The 17,213-nt window shown below is 59.8% G+C and carries 13 protein-coding genes; 6 read left to right on the forward strand and 7 right to left on the reverse strand.

Features of this window, described 5'->3' with window-relative positions:
• Positions 1–988: AarF/UbiB family protein (locus tag H1B37_RS11960; protein WP_182866898.1), on the forward strand; the 988-nt coding region annotated here is incomplete at its 5' end.
• Between the two features lie 86 nt (positions 989–1,074).
• On the opposite strand, the gene H1B37_RS11965 is transcribed toward H1B37_RS11960, so the two are convergent.
• A complete protein-coding gene (locus H1B37_RS11965; RefSeq protein WP_182866899.1) occupies positions 1,075–1,629 on the reverse strand; it encodes a hypothetical protein in 555 nt (184 codons plus the stop codon).
• Between the two features lie 435 nt (positions 1,630–2,064).
• A complete protein-coding gene (locus tag H1B37_RS11970) occupies positions 2,065–2,784 on the reverse strand; it encodes a hypothetical protein (RefSeq protein ID WP_182866900.1) in 720 nt (239 codons plus the stop codon).
• Between the two features lie 279 nt (positions 2,785–3,063).
• Here H1B37_RS11970 and H1B37_RS11975 point away from each other — a divergent pair, with 279 nt between their 5' ends.
• Positions 3,064–3,444, forward strand: coding sequence for a hypothetical protein (locus tag H1B37_RS11975; RefSeq protein WP_182866901.1), 381 nt, complete (start codon positions 3,064–3,066; stop codon positions 3,442–3,444).
• An 81-nt stretch (positions 3,445–3,525) separates the two neighbouring features.
• Here H1B37_RS11975 and H1B37_RS11980 read toward each other — a convergent pair whose 3' ends face one another.
• Complete coding sequence (locus H1B37_RS11980; protein WP_182866902.1) at positions 3,526–6,039, reverse strand: polysaccharide biosynthesis tyrosine autokinase; 2,514 nt, start codon at positions 6,037–6,039, stop codon at positions 3,526–3,528.
• Positions 6,040–6,731: 692 nt separating this feature from the next.
• Here H1B37_RS11980 and H1B37_RS11985 point away from each other — a divergent pair.
• Both H1B37_RS11985 and H1B37_RS11990 read left to right on the forward strand, forming a co-directional pair.
• Positions 6,732–9,398, forward strand: a complete 2,667-nt coding sequence (locus H1B37_RS11985) for a c-type cytochrome (protein WP_286177661.1) — start codon at positions 6,732–6,734, stop codon at positions 9,396–9,398.
• 127 nt (positions 9,399–9,525) lie between these two features.
• Positions 9,526–10,077, forward strand: coding sequence for an STAS domain-containing protein (locus tag H1B37_RS11990; protein ID WP_182866903.1), 552 nt, complete (start codon positions 9,526–9,528; stop codon positions 10,075–10,077).
• Between the two features lie 336 nt (positions 10,078–10,413).
• Here the strand turns inward: H1B37_RS11990 and H1B37_RS11995 are convergent, their stop codons facing one another.
• From H1B37_RS11995 to H1B37_RS12005, 3 genes are all read right to left on the reverse strand, one after another.
• Positions 10,414–11,247: a universal stress protein gene (locus H1B37_RS11995; RefSeq protein WP_182866904.1), complete on the reverse strand. Its 834-nt coding sequence runs from the start codon at positions 11,245–11,247 to the stop codon at positions 10,414–10,416.
• 227 nt (positions 11,248–11,474) lie between these two features.
• Positions 11,475–12,542, reverse strand: coding sequence for a dipeptide epimerase (locus H1B37_RS12000; protein WP_182866905.1), 1,068 nt, complete (start codon positions 12,540–12,542; stop codon positions 11,475–11,477).
• A complete protein-coding gene (locus H1B37_RS12005; RefSeq protein ID WP_286177662.1) occupies positions 12,539–13,582 on the reverse strand; it encodes an N-acetyltransferase DgcN family protein in 1,044 nt (347 codons plus the stop codon). Before H1B37_RS12005 ends, H1B37_RS12000 begins: the two co-directional genes overlap by 4 nt.
• A gap of 160 nt (positions 13,583–13,742) precedes the next feature.
• On the opposite strand from H1B37_RS12005, the gene H1B37_RS12010 reads away from it, so the two are divergent.
• Positions 13,743–14,885, forward strand: coding sequence for an alpha/beta fold hydrolase (locus tag H1B37_RS12010; RefSeq protein WP_182866906.1), 1,143 nt, complete (start codon positions 13,743–13,745; stop codon positions 14,883–14,885).
• Between the two features lie 84 nt (positions 14,886–14,969).
• On the opposite strand, the gene H1B37_RS12015 is transcribed toward H1B37_RS12010, so the two are convergent.
• Entirely contained in the window at positions 14,970–15,971 is a 1,002-nt protein-coding gene (locus tag H1B37_RS12015; protein ID WP_182866907.1) for a protein-tyrosine phosphatase family protein, read from the reverse strand.
• 317 nt (positions 15,972–16,288) lie between these two features.
• Between H1B37_RS12015 and H1B37_RS12020 the strand changes: the two genes are divergently transcribed.
• The gene (locus tag H1B37_RS12020) at positions 16,289–17,188 is read left to right on the forward strand and encodes a response regulator (protein WP_182866908.1); all 900 of its coding nucleotides are present in this window, start codon (positions 16,289–16,291) and stop codon (positions 17,186–17,188) included.
• The last annotated feature ends 25 nt before the right edge of the window (positions 17,189–17,213 follow it).

Consider the following 17,213-nt stretch of genomic DNA (forward strand, 5'->3'; position numbering starts at 1 on the left):
CGCAGGCAACGGCGCCACACGGCAACCGCCCGGCGACGCCCGCAGCCCCGGTTCATCGGCCACGATCACGCTGGACGAGGAACGCTGCGAAGCGATCGGACATGCCATCGCCGACGTCTACTTGGCGATGATCTTTGAAGAAGGCCAATTCCACGCCGATCCCCACACCGACAACCTGTTTCTGCTCCAAGACGGCCGACTGGGGATCCTGGACTTCGGGATGACGGGGCGAATCGATGAAAAGCTGCGCGAGAATATCGAAGACATGCTGGTCGCGATCTCCTCGGGCGATCAAAACCGTCTGACCCGTCTGATCCGCCGCGTCGGTGAAACGCCTCCGACGCTGGACGAGTCGGCGCTGTCGATCGACGTCGCCGATTTTATCGGAACCTATGGCCAGCAATCGATGGACGAGTTCGATCTGGCCGGGGCGCTGACGGCGCTGACCGAATTGCTGCACAAACATTCGATCAAGCTGCCCAACCAGTCCGCCTTGTTGCTGAAAATGCTGATCTCGCTCGAAGGCACGCTGTCCGAACTGGGCGCCAGTTTCGACTCGCTCAAAGTGATTCGGTCGCTGGCCCACAAAACGATGCTCCGCCGGTTGAGCCCGCAACGTCGCTTCCGCCAAGCGCGGCGAATCTACTTGGAAGCCGAAAGCTTTCTCGAATCGGCGCCCGACGAAGTGGTCTCGCTGCTGCAGATGGTCCGCCGCGGAGAAACCCGAATCACGCTGGAGCACCAGCGGCTGGGCCCGTCGGTCAACCGACTGGTGTTGGGCGTGATGGCCAGTGCGGTGTTCTTGGGGTCGTCCCTGTTGCTCGCACAGAAGGTCACTCCACTGGTCTCGATCCCGCTTTACGTCACCACGTTGGAGCCGATCAGCGTGTTCGGGCTGATCGGCATGTTGGGTAGCATTGCGGTGATGCTGTGGTTGCTATTGGCGATCGCCCGCAGCGGTCACCTGACACGCAACAACGACGATTAACCCGGCGTCGGCACCGAATCCCGGTGGCGGTCACCAGCCCCAAATACGGACCACTGCAGCGAACTCTACTCGGGGCCTCACACGGATCATCCGGTCCTGTCATTCTTTCCCGCGAACCGCCCAACCAACGTCGCAACGGACACAACGCAGAATGCAACTCCGAGTGCGCAGAGTGTTGCGATTGCACGCGTTTGTGGAACAACGAAAGCTTGTCGCAAACTCGATTCAGAAGTCGTCTTCAACTCTTGCTTGATCTGGTACTGACACCGCTGCCAACCATCACGAAAGGCATCGATCCTATGCCCAGGAGCGTGAATGAGATTGACGGGGACCATTGGGTTCTGCTCGGGGGCATTCCAAAGCGTCTGCCCCTCGAAGGTTGCGTCTTCAATGAAGTATTTCCTGCACTCCTTCCAGCCCCAATGATGGTCGCGTAAGTACGACGCCGCCCCATCGACTGTGACATCTTGGTTCTCGACCATGGAGAAGTAGGTGACTTCACGATCGAACTCGGGCGGAACACCGGGAGTTGTGTACTGCAGTGCAGAATCATCCAGAACACGACGTGGCCAATTGAACGATTTGTAAAACGTTAAAACTGCGCACAATGCGAAAAACGCAGAGAGTGCGAAACGAATCAAAATCCAGGCCCTCGTGTACGACAAAACATCCACCGCCACCACACACGCGGCGGACGCATTTTTTTTTCAATTGCCACCAACTCCAGGCCTGCCCCCGCCGGCGAATGGTTCTCGCGACTCGGCCACGACGACAGTTTCAGCCATCGCCGCTGACGGCCAATGCACTCGATTGAAACGGCCGTGGAAAATCCCACCTCCCTGACAGCACTCTTTTCCATGGACCGTCCCGATGAAGCCTCGGAGGGCTGGCACAGTGTCTGCCGGCCCTTCGGGCCTAAGACACGTCGCCCGACCAGCCCAACGCGGGTCGAACCTCACTCCCCATTTCACCTTTGTCGGCAGGGCAATAGCGCGCCTATCAGCACGCCTTCGGAAACGTCGCTCACGAAGGCGTGCGTTGACGCGCGCTTGAGGGTGGTCGCTCAGTCCATCAGCTCAGTCCATCAGGGCCATCCGGGCGAATTGGATCCGTTCGTATTCTTCGTCCGGAGACTGTAGCAGCGCTTGGACGGAGGGATCGATCAGGCTTTCCAGCCATTGGCCTGGCGAAATGTCATGCGAGCGTTGGTCGAAGGCATCGAAGGCGTTGAGGAACACTTCTTCGACAATGTCCGACACTTGGAACGGGTGTTCCAGACGCGAACCGATTTCCGGATAGCGTTCGATCCAGTGGCTGATCCGCGAGGCCAAAGAGGACTCGAACACATCCATTTCCTGGCGGAACCGGTGATAATCATCCTCTTGAACCGCTTGCACGATCGCTTGGACGTCGAGTTCGCCCAGCGGGGCGACATCGTGTCGGGTTCCCGCCGCGTGTTTCTCCGCGTCCTCGCCGACCCGCATCTGACGTTTGTAGGCGCGGACTTTTTTGGTCAGCTTTCGGATACAGCTTTCAAAGGCCGGGTGCACCTTGCTGTGACGCTCGCCGGTAAAGAGCGTTTTCCCCGAGAGCGTGAGGCTGGTTTTGACGTGGTAATCACGAGCCTTTTGGTGGTGCACGACGGTGATGTGCAGATCTGACACGGGGAAATCCGCCACCAGGTTTCGCAAGGTGTGCAGATCGAGTTCCATGTCTTCAATCTCTTCGGCCGACAGTTCACAGCCCTTGGTGTCCAATTCGATTCGAAGGTTGTAGCTCTCGTCGGAAAACGTCATTGGTTAGCTCCTCAGCAACATTTTGATGCGATGATCGGTTCGGCCCAGCGCGCTCCATCGCCGCGACTCGGCCGCCCCCTCGCGTGACAGCACCGCTTGCTGTCCGTGAAGGCCGTCAGCGAAGCAAAGCCTGTGCCGCATTGGGCGAAGACGCACGCTTTGTGATCAATTCTGATTCCGCCGCATCCGGTGATGAGGCCGGCATCGCGATTGCACCCAATCAGGCCCGTCGTCCTGCCGGCCCCCGGTCCCCCATTGGTCTTTACAGGAGCCTGTCCCATGCGTTTGCTGATCATCACCGCACTGCTGCTGGCCACCGCCGTCGTGGTTCCGGCGGTTCGCTCGTTCAGCGAAGAATCCGAGCCGCTCGAACGTGAAATGCAGCGGAAACTGGAGTACTCGAAACAGATCCTGGACGGACTGGTCACCGAGGATTTTGAAAAGATCCGTCAGGGCGCGCGGTCCCTGAACGAATTCGGAAAACGTAAATGGATCGAAAACGAATCGGCGGCCTACCGGACGCAAAACCAAGTGTTTTGGTTTACCACCGGAACCCTATTGATGGCGGCCGACAACAAGAATATCGACGGCGCCACACTGTCGTACACGCAAATGACCCACAGCTGTGTCAATTGCCACAAATTGCTCCGCCGTCAATGATCCCGAATCGCCGTCCGGCGACCGCCGCTGCACCGGTGCGAAAGCTGCACCGGTGCGAAAGATTGGGCGTTGCCAGAACGGCTAGGCGTTGGAATCGGTCGGTTGGGCGGTGGGCAGGTGAGGTTTACCGAGCGTTGTCGCTGCGTCGGCGTCGACCTTGTCGACACGCCCCAGGTGTTTCGTTCCCGTGACGACGTAGGTGTCCTGCGCGTTGACTTCGCGCTGATACCGACGCCGATAGCGATCGCCGTACCCGTATCCGATCGATTGGTAGCTTCCGCTGGCGCTGCTCTGGTAGGAGGCGGTGGAGTGGGTCGCGGTGAATTTGTTGATGACCACGCCCATCACTCGCGAACCGGACCAACGCAGCATTGCGGCGGCTTCTTTCGCGTTGGGTCGACAGCGACGTCGGATGCGAATGACCAGCAGGGCGGCGTCGACGTAGGTGGTCACGATCGCGGGATCGCTGACCATCAACAGCGGCGGGGTGTCGACGATGATAAAGTCGTAGTGATCCCGAGCCCACTGAAAAACATCGGCCAGTTCGGCCAGCGTCAGCGCTTCGGCGGGGTTAGCCGGCAGCGGTCCGCAGGGCAGGATGTCCAGGTTCTCGATCGGGGTCGGGTGCACCGCCCTATCGGCGGTCAATTCTCCGTTGAGCACGTTTGCCAGACCGACATTGGTATCCAGATTGAAACGCAGCGACAACCTGGGGCTTCGCAGGTCCAAATCGATCAGCAGGGTGCGTTTGCCGGACTGGGCGATGGAGCAACCGACGTTGGCCGCCAGCGTGCTCTTCCCGTCTCCCGGCAGGGGACTGGTGATCTGAAAGACCTTGCTGTCGTTTTGTCGTCGATCCAGCAACATCGCGGTTCGGACCGCGCGCACGGCCTCGGCAGCCGGGGAGTGTGGTCGATGGATCACGGCGAGTTTTGAATCGAGTCTGGCGATCGAACCGGCAGGCAAGGGGCCTGGTTTCTGTTTGCGTGCGGCGTCGACGGGGATATGCGTCAGCACGGGCGATTGCAATTCACGCTCGATCGCCTCGGCGCTGCGAAAGGTTTTTGCCGTGGTCTCAAACAGCAGGGCGAGCAACCCGCTCAATCCCAGTCCCAACATCGCGAACACGGCCAGGTCTTTCTTCAAATCCGGTCCCGTCCGATGCGCCTTGCCGGTCGCCAACAGCGGTTGGACCAGGATTCCGCCGTCGATATCGATCAATTCCAACGCGGCAAGTTGCTGTTCCAGTTGAATCAACATGCCCTGAATACTGGCGATCCGCCGGCGGAAGGAGGCGTCGGTGTCTTCGAACCGCTTCAGTTCATCGGCGGCCTGCTTTTCGACGTTGATCTTTTGATCGATGACCTTCAAGTCTTCGTTGGCCACGCGTAACCGTTCACTCAAGCCACGAATGTAGGCATCCACCGCTTCACCGGCGCGTCTCATTTGTGCCTTTTGGAACCCTTCTCCACCGGCGATCCGCTGGCCTTGCTCGCTCAGCTCTCGGCGGCGTCGATCGACTTGGGCGATCAGCTCGTTCAATTTACGTTGCGAACTTTCGATCTGCATCGCAATCGATTTGACCTCCGGGTGCGATCGACCGTACGCCAGTTCCAATTGCTCCCGCTGAATCTCCAGCGGAATCAGCTTCTTTTCCACTTCGATCTTCCGCAGTTCCAAATCGTCGGTCGTCAGATCGGCCGGCGATTCCCCTTTGAGCATCAAACGCGAGTCTTCGAAGACGTCGCTCAGCTGTCCGATGATCAACGCGACCATCAAAGGGTTCTTGTGGCGTCGTTTCATGCTCTCGGCAAATCGCAACTCGCAATCCAATTCACGCTGCTTTTGTTCCAATTCGTCGCGAAACGTCTGCAGTTGGAACTGCCGTTGTCGATGAGGATTGATGACCTGCCCATCGGGATCCCATTCCAGCGGCGCGTCTTCGCGGAACAGCTTGTAGGCTTCTTCCACTTCGGCCTGCTGCGGCAACAACTTTTCCTGGGCGCTGCTGACCAGCTGCTCGAACTCGTTGACCCGCTGCTGGCGTTCTTCTTGGAAATGTTCTCCGATCGCATCGCAAACGGAATTGACGGCGGCGACACAGACTTGCGGATCGTTCCCGTCAAAGTGCAGGGCGGCGATCATACGGTCGCGTGAATCCTTCAAATCGGTCATCGTTTGAAATCGAATCCCGCCCCGCACCAACGCGACATACTGATCGTTGCTAAGATCGCGAAGCTTGGGAATCGATCGGAGTTCCTCGTCCAGTTCGACGCGTCCGGAAATCGCGTCCGAATTGATCAGCGACTGCATCAAATTTCCGCTGGGAATTCCGCCTCGGGCAACACCGCTGGCTGTGTCGAGCGTGAGCGGCGTGTCACTCTTGAGCATCAACTTGGTTGTCGCGCGATAGGTCGTCGGCTTCTGACGATTGACCCAATATCCGAGCAGCGTCCCGAGCAGCGGCAGGATGCCGACCAGCCACTTGTAACGCCACAGCACCGTCGCAATCGTCTCTCCCTGCGGCCGTTCGGTTTCGGGGTCCATCAACCGGCCGGCGTGCGAATGGAGGTGCGGCGTCGATTGATCCAGCATCGGTGAGTGGCAGGTGGGCGAGAGAAAGGCGGGAGGATCGCAGGGGGATTTTCCTGATCCACTCTAGGGCAGGATTCGTCAAAACGACGACGATCCCAGCCGCACTTGCCTGTCCGATTGCCCTCAACCAATCCGACCGGGGTGGGAAGCACAGCTGACATCCGCGGTTCGTCGGTGCAGTCCCGCTTTTCGAAAAGTCAGGTAAGAAGATATCGGAGGTAAAAAAATGAACAGCTGCACGATCAAACGAAGGCCCCACGCGGGGCTCAATCGAGGGTCTCGGGCGGATCACGGAGAGCACACTCGGCAAAACACGCGACGTCGGTAACGTGGTCGCCCAGGGTGAACCCAGCACTCCTCATTCATCCCTTGGCACAACGAAAAGACCGTACACTAGGGGGGAAAAGGAAAACCAATGGCGCAATCCAGCAACGTTGCCTTCTCCCTAGCAGGAAATAAGGAATTTTCTCGAAACCTTTCTCTGCCTGGGGGCTGGCGTGGGAGTGTTGGCGTCAGCGTTTAAACTTGGGGTGCTGCGGACTGTGATGCCAAGCCCGACGGTGTAATATACCTGCCCCGGTGAATCGTCTCGACGCCGCCGCCCGCCTGGTCGCCAAGCGGCCCTTTGCCCCCCAACACCTCATGACCTTCACCTCATGAATCGCTCTCCATTCCATTCTACAACCCCCGAAATGAAAACCGTGTTTCTAGGATCAATCTCTTCCCGTGTCAGTCGGACCGCGTGGCGTCGCGTCGCTGCGATCGTGTTGTCGGCCTGTTGCTTGACCCTGTCGGCGCCCGAGGTGCACGCCCAAAACGGGGCCGCCAAAGCCAAACCGCGCAAACGGGCGCGTCAGACGGAGGTCGGCCCGGCCGTCGGTGGCAACACCGCGACCCCGATCGATCGGATCAAGGCGGCCGAGGGGTTCGAGGTCGAATTGCTGTACTCGGTCCCGGGCGACCAGCAGGGCTCGTGGGTGAATCTGTGCACCGACGACAAGGGGCGGATCCTGGTCAGTGATCAGTTCGGCGGCATGTATCGCATCACGCCTCCGCCGGCGGGACAACCGCTGGATCCGACGACGATCGAGAAAGTGCCCGCAGACATCCGCGCGGTCAACGGGATGGTTTGGGCGTTCGGTGCCTTGTACGTCGGCGTCAATGATTACGAACAAAAAATCCCCTCGGGTTTGTACCGAGTCAGCGATAGCGATGGCGACGACCACTTGGACAAGGTCGAATTGCTTCACGAAGTCCACTCCAAGAGCGATCACGGGGTGCACGCATTGATGCCGACGCCGGATGGAAAGGCGCTGTATCTGGTCACGGGAAACAACACGACCCCGCCGCCGCTGGCGGACAGTTCGCCGGTGCGTCAGGTCTGGGGCGAAGACCATCTGTTGCCCAGCATGCCCGACGGCCGAGGGCACAATCGCGGCGTCCTGGCCCCGGGCGGAATCATCTATCGCGTCTCTCCCGACGGGCAGACCTTCGAAGCGTTTGCGTCGGGGTTTCGAAACGTCTTTGACGCCGCGGTCAATCGCGACGGTGAATTGTTCACCTACGACGCCGACATGGAGTACGACTTCAACACGCCGTGGTATCGCCCGACGCGCATTTGCCACGTCACCAGCGGCGCCGAATTCGGCTGGCGCAACGGGGCGGGAAAACGCATGCCCTTTTATGCCGACAACCTGCCGGGCGTGCTCGACATCGGCCCGGGGTCGCCGACCGGCATGACGTTCGGCTATGGTGCCAAGTTCCCCGCCAAGTACCAAGACGCGCTGTATGCACTCGATTGGAGTTGGGGAAAGCTGTATGCGATCCACCTGGAACCGAGCGGATCGTCCTACACCGCGACCAAGGAGGAGTTTGTGACCGGCGCCCCGCTGCCGATCACCGATGCGATCATTCGTCCCCAAGACGGAGCGATGTACTTCACGATCGGTGGACGGCGGGTGCAATCCGGCCTGTATCGCGTGACGTACACCGGCGACCAGTCGACTGAGCCTGCAGAGGCCAAGGCTTCCCAAAACGAGGCCCGCGAGACACGTCACATGCTGGAAGCCTTTCACGGCCAACAAGATCCCAAGGCGGTCTCCGTCGCCTGGCCCTATCTTGACGATCAAGATCGCTTCATCCGTTTTGCCGCACGAACCGCGATCGAACACCAACCGGTCCAACAGTGGGCGGACAAGGCACTGAGCGAGTCCGATCCGGGCAAACAGGTCGAAGCCTTGCTGGCCCTGGCGCGCGTCACCGGTGTCTGTCCCCAGCACCGCAGCGACGACACTCCGCCGATCGACACCGCCATGGGGGAAAAGCTTTTGGCCGCGGTCACGTCGATCGATGTGCCCGGGTTGACCGAAACGCAACAGCTGACGCTGCATCGCGCGACGCAAATCATCTTGAACCGATTCGGACGACCGAGTGACGCGACGATCGAAAAACTGATCGCCAGCTTCGACCCGCTGTTCCCGGCGCAATCGCCCGAGCTGAATTGGTTGCTCTGTGAAACACTCGCTTGGCTCCAATCGCCGACGGTGGCCGAAAAAGCGATCGCCCTGATTCAGGCGGCACCGACGCAAGAGGAACAGATGCAGTACGCCCGATCGATTCGGATGTTGAAATCCGGCTGGACTCCGCAGCTGCACACCGCCTACTTCGAGTGGTTTTTAAAGGCGGCCAATTACAAGGGCGGTGCCAGTTTTGATCAGTTCATCAAATTCATTCGCGACGACGCGGTCGCCTCATTGAGCGAAACCCAAAAGGCGGAGATGGCAGAACTGTTGGCCCGCAAACCGGTCAAGAAGTCGGCGTTGGAGAATCTGGGACAGATTTTCGAGGGCCGTCCGGAAACCAAGTGGACGTTGGAAGAACTCTCCGCGGCCGCACGCACGGGGCTAAAGCAACGCGATTTTGAAAGCGGGCGAAAGATGTTCGCCGCAAGCGGTTGTTACGCCTGCCATCGCTTCGGCGACCAGGGCGGCATGACCGGTCCCGACCTGACCTCGGCCGGGCGACGTTATTCGCCACACGATTTGCTGGACCAGGTGATCCACCCCAGCAAGGTGATCAACGACCAATTCTCGGCCGTCAAAGTGCTGACCGACGACGGCCGGATCCACGTCGGCGTCGTCGTCAATCTGAGCGGCGATTCGATGACGCTGAACACCGACCTGACCAACCCCAACGCGCGCGTCAACATCGACCGCAAGACGATCGAAGAGATGATGGTTTCCAAGACGTCGGCGATGCCCGAAGGACTGTTCAATCGCATGACCCGGGACGAGATTCTGGACCTGGTCGCCTACCTGATCAGCGCCGGCGATCCGAACCACGCGTTCTTTAAGAACTAGCACGGTCGGTCGATACACTCGCCGCGCCCCCCCGGCGCGGCGGGGAAATTTGCGACCCGCCAAGGACTCTGTTAGGCTTGTTGGATTGCCAGAGCCGGTTGAGAATCCTTGGCGGAGGGTGGGCCCGATGACGATACGTTGTGATCTTTGTGTCTCACGAACCAACGATGGGTTCATCGTCCGCATCCAAGGCAAAGGGACCGCGACCCACAGCCCCGCCTTTGCCGCGTTCGTCAAAGGCTGCCTGGTCGAAGACCCCGCGGCGACCGTGACGGCCGACCTGCTGGGGTGTGAGTACCTGGACAGCACCTTCTTGGGCTGTTTGCTGAAACTGCAGCGCACCGGCACGGCAAAACGCTTTCATGTGGTCGCCGACGATGCCGCGCGATCCCGGTTGTTGACCGCCACGTGCGTGGACAAGTATCTGACGCTGCTTTCCAAAGCCCCCCAGTCCACCGGAACGTTTTTGCGGATCGAACCCGACGAGGTCTCCAAACAAGAACTCGGGCGACACATGCAGGAGGCCCATGAAGTCTTGGGAGAACTCCCCAGCCCATCGGCGTCCGTGTTCAAACGGATCGCCGAACAGCTCGCTCACGACCTGGAGCAAGAGGAAGAGGAACAAGACAATTCAATGCTGTTCGACACCGCCGTCGTGACGCCCCCGCCGCGACCGTGAACCTGTGGGGGCCGCGTTGTCGGGAGAAAGGGCAAAACGATGGGGGCAAAACGATGGGGGCTCGCGATGGCAGAATAATACGGGGCTGAACCAATTGGTTTTGCGCGAACCGGCACACGCCTTGTCATTGCCCCCCCATCATCTTGCTTCTATTGTTTTGCCCCCATCGTTTTGCCCCATCATTCTGCCTTCTTCACTCTGCCCGATCCGCCAGCCTCCCGCGACGATCCTGATAGGATGGCACGATCGATCCTGTCGCCGGATTTTTTCTGCCAGATGACTCCTGATCGCACTTGCATCTCCGATGCCTTCTCGTCTGCTTCGTCGCAATCGCACTCAACTGTCGATCGGGATGGCCAAGACCGGGCAGGGCGCGTGGCGGACGACTTTGTCGGTCGTCGTGCCGCGGAAGACGTCCCAGAACCCGTGGGCGCCGTCGGTCACCATCGCGATCAAGTTTGCCTTTTTCTCCTCGGCCAGCTTGATGATCTCGGTCGCCGGGTCACCGGTCGGGGTCACGATTTGTTCGACATGCCAGGGACCGTCGGGGATTTTGATGTCAGGCATGGCGCTCGCGCCGACGTGAAACAATGTCAGCGTGGCGTTTTCGCTGCCCAGGGCAGAGATCGCACGCAGTCCGCGCTCGATCGCTTCGTCCGGCGAGGGGGATGCATCGACCGGCACGATCACCCGGTCCATCTGGACCTGGCCGGTTTCCAGCGAAACACAGCCGTGTCCGCCGGCGGGAACAAACAGCGTCGGCACGTGGCTCCGGTGAGCGATCTTCTCTGCCTTGGACGGCATCAACCAGCTCGCCAGACCATCGCGACCACCGCTGGCCAACACCATAAAGTCGACCGGCCGCTGTTGGAAAAAGCCCGTGATCGCCTCGACCACATCCTTTTGCTCGGCGATCACCTTTTCCACGCCGACGCCCAGCTTGGCTTGAATGTCACGCCGTTTCGCATCTTCATCGATCAGCCCCCAGCGGCCGAGCGTCTTGCGTACCGCCGGAAAACGATCCCATTCTTCGTAGGAATCGTCGCCGACGTGCAATAGCGACAACGTTGCTTCGTTGCTGAGCGCTAAACGCAAGGCATGGGCAAATGCCAAGTGCGACTGGGCTGAAAAGTCGGTCGGATGCAAAATGTAACGGGCTGGGGCACTCACGATTCACTCGCCGTGTCAATGGAACGCGTAGATGGAATAGGGGCAGTCCTTGCGGACGATCAATCGCGGCAGTTTAGTTGACGCGGGATGCCTTTGCCTGCCCATTTCGGTTCGGGGGTTTGAATCGAATCGCGTTTTTATTTGTCAGATTTACTTGCGAAAAGCGATCGCCCGAAGCTGGAAGGTCCCAGATGGCGAGACACCGGCGAGGGGCACGCACCGCCTCGCTACGCGACGACCAGCGGCGGCGACGCCAGGAACTCGGGCAGGCGATCGTGATCGATGTCGCCGCCGCAGCCGGCCAGCGGAGACGCAACGACGATGCCTTTGTCGATCCGCACGCCGACGCAGGGTTCGCCGGCCAACAAGACCGCCCCGTCCAGATCGGCAAAATCCAACAGCGGCAACAGCTGTGCCGCCCCGCTGATGCCGATGGAGCTTTCGACCATGCAGCCGATCATCGTTTTGAGTCCGAGTTGGCGGGCCTGTTTGAGCATCTGCAGCGCCGGCGACAGACCGCCGCACTTGCAAAGTTTCACATTCACGCCGTGGTACAGACCGTCACAGCGTTCGATGTCAGCGGTCACTTGGCAATCCTCGTCGGCGATGATCGGAAGCGCCGATTCGCGAACCACCCGTCGCTTGTCCTGTGGCGATGCGTCGATCGGCAGCGGTTGTTCAATGAACTCCACCCCCAGCGCCGCCAATCGCAGGGAATGGTCGATCGCCTGATCAGCCGTCCAGCCGCAATTGGCGTCGACACGAAACACCGCGTCCGAGTGACGTCGCAACTCGGTCACGATTTCAATGTCACGCTCGGTGCCCAGCTTGATCTTGTAGACCCGCCACCCCGGTTCTTCATGCAACTTTTGCACCATCTTCTCGGGACTATCGATTCCGATCGTGAAACTGGAATCGACGACATCGGTGCCCGGCAGTTGCCAAACTTTCCAAGTCGGCATCCCCTGACGTTTGCCGTGCCAATCGTGCGCCGCCATGTCGAGCGCCGACAGCGCGAACATGTCCCCCTGGGTCTGGTCGTGCATCAGGGGCCAAAGTTCTGACGGAGACTCGCTGGCGTACCGATCGAGTGTGTCGGGGCGGATCTTGCGCAGCGATTGCAACATCGAATCGAAGCTGTGCCGATAGAACGAGTCCTCGGTGACTTCGCCATAGCCACAAACGCCGTCGTGTTCCAGTTGCACCAGCAGACTGGACTGGGTGTCGATCGAATTGCGAGCGATCGTGAAGGCGTGTTTCAGGGGCAAACTTAATCGGTAAACGGTCAATTTCATCCGTCAAGCACCTCGCCGCGCAGTCCGATGCAGGCGTCGACCAGTTTATCGGCCCCCGTACGATAGACGTCACAGGCGGGCAGCCTGAACGTCGATTCGGCACGCGTGATTTCCGCCTCCGCTTCCTCGGCACTCAGGTTGCGTGTGTTGATCGCGATCCCCACGAACTTGCACGTATGACGCAGATTCGCGGCAACCAGATAAGCGTCCATTTGTTGCTTGATCGGTATCAACGGCACGTCATCCAAACCCTTGACGTGCGTCCGGCCCGCTTCGTAGCAATACACCAGACCGTGCGGGGCGCTGCCGTGCAACAGGCCCAACGTGACCGCGGAAAACGCGGGATGCGAAATGCTGCCTTGGCCTTCGATCAACAAGTAATCGTGATGCTCGTAGCGGCGGGCAAGCTGCTCGGCGGCACCACTGACGAAGTCGGCCACCACACAATCGATCGGCACGCCGTCGCCGGAGATCATGATGCCGGTTTGGCCGGTGGCAAGGAACTTGGAACTCAACTCGCGTTGGACCAAGCCACGATGAATTTCCAGCGACGTGACCATCTTTCCCAGACTGCAATCCTGGCCGACGGTGTGGATCCGGGTGCATCCCGGGCGGAACCGGTGGCACTCGGCCGTCACCTTCCATCGATTGCGACGGACATCGATCAAACGGCTGTTCGATCGCTCCGCCGCCGCGACGTACTCGGCGTCTTCGGTCAGAAAATCGTGCAGTCCCGAGACGACGTCGATCCCGTCGTGCAGTGCTTGGAGAATCATCGACCGCCACTCGTCGGGCAGCTTGCCGCCCGGCGGTGCGATGCCGATGTAAAGGGCGTCCACGTCCGGCAGCTCCGTCAACGTCTTCACCACCGGGATCTGTCCTCCACACCCCAACAGGTCCTGGGTCGTTGACCCCGCCGCCGTCGCATCGATGACCGCAACGACGTCTTGCGTCCGATAGCGGAGCAGACTGATCGCGGTCTTGGCCACGAATGGTGTCGAATAACCGTCGGTCAGAATCGCGATGCGACGATGGGTCATCAGCGACGTCCCCAAACCATCGGACGCAGATGCATCGCAAGCATGGGGCTGTGAATTCGGATCAAGTGACATAAAACAACGCGAGATTTGGTTTAAAAAAGGAACAACAGCGGGCCTGGCGGGTTCGTATGTTAGCCGATGTACCGACCACAGGTGATCCATGAAAAACTCTCTTCTGTTGACGACTGTCCTAAGCTGCTTGACCGCTTGCGGTTCAGCCGTGCCGCTGCAAGCCCAATCGCCCCGGCAACAGCCCCCGCGGATCCCCTTTGCCGAAGTGTTACGGCGGGAGGATGCAAACGGGGATGGGAAAGTCACCAAGGCGGAATTCAAGGCGGCGGTGAGATTGTTCGAGCGACTTGATCGCAATGACGATGGTGTGCTGACCCGCGAAGACTTTGCCATCGGCGAACGCCCAAACGCGAATCGGCCTGGCGCGAATCGGCCTGGCGCGAATCGTTCAGCCGTGCCGGACGATGTCACCGTGCTCCGCGACGTGGTCTTCGGCCGCGGAGGCGGGCGTGATTTGACGATGCATCTGGTGTTGCCAAAGGAACCGAGCGACAAGCCGCTGCCGCTGTATGTTTGGGTTCACGGCGGAGGCTGGCAGGGGGGCACGAAAGAGGGCGGCGTGCGTCAGGTCGTTCCGCTGGTCCGACGAGGCTTTGTCGGGGCGACGATCGAATATCGACTGACCGGCGAAGCCCCCTTTCCGGCTCAGATCGAGGATTGCAAGTGCGCGATTCGCTACCTGCGCGCCCAAGCATCCAAGTACAACCTGGACGTCGACCGCATCGCCGTGGGCGGAAGCTCCGCCGGCGGCCACTTGGTCGCACTGCTGGGGACTTCCGGCGGTGTCGAGGACCTCGAAGGCAGCGGCGGATGGGCCGACCAATCCAGTCGCGTCCAGGCCGTCGTCGATCTGTATGGACCGACCGATTTCAAGACCTTTGTCACCACGCCGGGATATGAGCGTCATAACCAAGACGGGTCGCCGGAATCAAAACTACTCGGCGGCGGCGAAGTACTGAACAAGCCGGAGGGGATCAAGCAGGTCAATCCGATCACCTACGTCGACCAAGACGATCCCCCCTTTCTGATCATTCACGGCAGTGATGATCGGACGGTCCCACCGAACCAAAGTGAATTGATGCACCAGGCACTGCGAGCGGCCAAGGTTGAAAGCACGTTGCACGTGATCGACGGGGCCGGACACGGCGGGCCGAAGTTTTCCGAACCCAAAATCCGCCAAATGCAGATCGATTTCTTGGTCCGGACGTTCGAGGTCGGTGGGGCGAACTGAAGGGAGATGGGGAGATGGGGAGAATGATGGGGGGCAGGCGATGGCGTCCTCATTTTTTGACCATTCAATTGTCTGACCACTCGATCATTCGCCCCTCGACGACTTTTCACTCAATGGAACGTCACGAAAACGTTGGTGACAGGATTTGCAATCGGAGGTGATTTGCCGCAACCGTTGATTCAGAACGGCGGGCGGCTGCGGCGTCGTTGCCGCGTCCCACCGTCGCAGCGTCGTCTCCAGTGATCGGGCGGTTTCCTCGGAGTGACGCATGATCTGGATGAACGGATCGGATTCCTGTCGGATCGCATCGGTCCGCAGCAGTTCGCTGAAGTGCTCACGGAGCAACAGCGCTTGGTGCGGCGGATCGAGATCGGGGTGATCGGGAGGTGAGCCCCAGTCGGCGGCAGCGATTTGCTGCAGATGATGATGGGTTTGCTCCAGCGCGACCATGGCTTCTGCCATCGGCGGAACGTCGACCGTGGATTGAAAGCGGACCTCCAGAGCATCGAGCAGGGCATCGTCGATCCGATCGACGTCTCTGGCGGCGTGATACAGCCCACGATAGTGCGGGCTGGTGCCGGCCAGTTGCAGGACCTTCAGACTTTGCGACTTGGGGATCAACCCGGCGGCGACACAGGCGACGCTGGCGGCGGCAGGGCTGCGATGCTTGCCATGATGACAATGCAGATACACCGGTCCGTCCAACTGGCGGACGGCCAGGGCCAGTTCTCGCACACGCTGTTCGGGCACGCCGTCGTAGCCATGCGGCAGATGCACGTATCGCAGTCCGTGTTGGCGGGCCAGTTCAACGTCCGGTCGGGCACCGTCGACACTGATCACCGTTTTGACGCCCAATCGACGCAGTTCGCGAAATCCGGTCTCACCGGCGGGCAGGCCCCCGGAAATGACTCGGGGATGAATCCGAATCGCATTGGGCAGGGCATCCAACGACAATCTTTCAAACGGCACGTCCTGCTGATCGCTGGCTGCTTGCGTCGGCGGCTGGCCAGCGGGATCGGGTGACGCTCCGTCTGCCCCGCACGCGGTGGCAAATGCGGCCAGGTAAAGTAGGACAAATCGGCGCAAAACAGTTTCCTTGGGGCGTCAATTGGCGATTTCGAAAGCATGTCTTTGTACCAAGTCTGCCGCGCCGGTGTTCTGTCTCCGCAACATATTTGGCTTGGGCAGATGTTCAGTTGTCGGTGCCGATGGACACTGCAAGAGTACGGATTCAGCCGGCATGGCGGTCGATTTGGTGAAGGCATCCAAAGCATTTCATGAACCCATCGAAGTCAAAACTTTTTACGCCATCGCCATCGCTGCTGGCGTTAAAATGGCGGCATGGGGCGGACCGTTCTGACGGTCCGTCCGGGGCAGTTTTCAAACCACACAGGCGGGATTCAATGACCGAGATCCTGATTGTTGATGACTCTCCGGTGGACCGTTTTTTCACCCGTGACCTGCTCGCCGATCAGCCGGGGTTTCGAATCGCGTTTGCCGAAGACGGGTGCCAGGCGTTGGAGGCGATGCGGCGTTCAACGCCCGACCTGGTGATCACCGACCTTGTCATGCCTGAAATGGACGGCTTGGCATTGGTGCGGGCCTCGCGACGGGAATTCCCCGAGGTCCCGGTCGTGTTGATGACGGCTTACGGCAATGAATCACTGGCCGTCGACGCCTTGTACGAAGGGGCCGCCAGCTATGTTCCCAAGGCGAAACGCGTGGAACGGCTTCGCGAAACCGTCTACCGCGTGTTGGCTCGAGCCCACGCCAACCGCAACCGCAACAAGACGACCAAGTTTTACGGCAAGGTCGAAGCGACTTTCTACTTGGACAATGATCCCGACAAAGTCCCGGCGCTGTTGGATTATGTCCAGCAGATCATCGGCGGGTTGGAATTGAGTGACGAGACGGAACACATTCGTGTCGGCGTGGCGTTGGAAGAGGCGTTGTTGCACTCTATCTGGCACGGCAACTTGGAATTGACCAGCGACGAACTGGACCGCTGTCGTGCCGCCGGTTGGGATCGATTCAAAGAGCTGATTTCAAAGCGTCGGTCGCAAGCGGCCTACTGTGATCGCCAGATCGTGTTGAAAGTCCACGTCACCAACAGCACCGCCCGGTTCGTCATCTGTGACGGTGGCAGCGGAAACCAACCGCCGTCCGCCCGCGGATTCAGCCGAAAGGATTGTTTCGGAACGGGCGACGGGTTCGGGTTCGCGTTGATGAGCATGTTGATGGACAACGTCCGTTACAACGACGCCGGCAATGAATTGACGCTGATCAAGGTCAGTAAAAACTAGCCAGACGGCGCCACTTGGTACAAAG

The sequence above is a fragment of the Stieleria mannarensis genome (genome assembly GCF_014154935.1).
In the GTDB taxonomy this organism is placed as follows: domain Bacteria; phylum Planctomycetota; class Planctomycetia; order Pirellulales; family Pirellulaceae; genus Stieleria; species Stieleria mannarensis.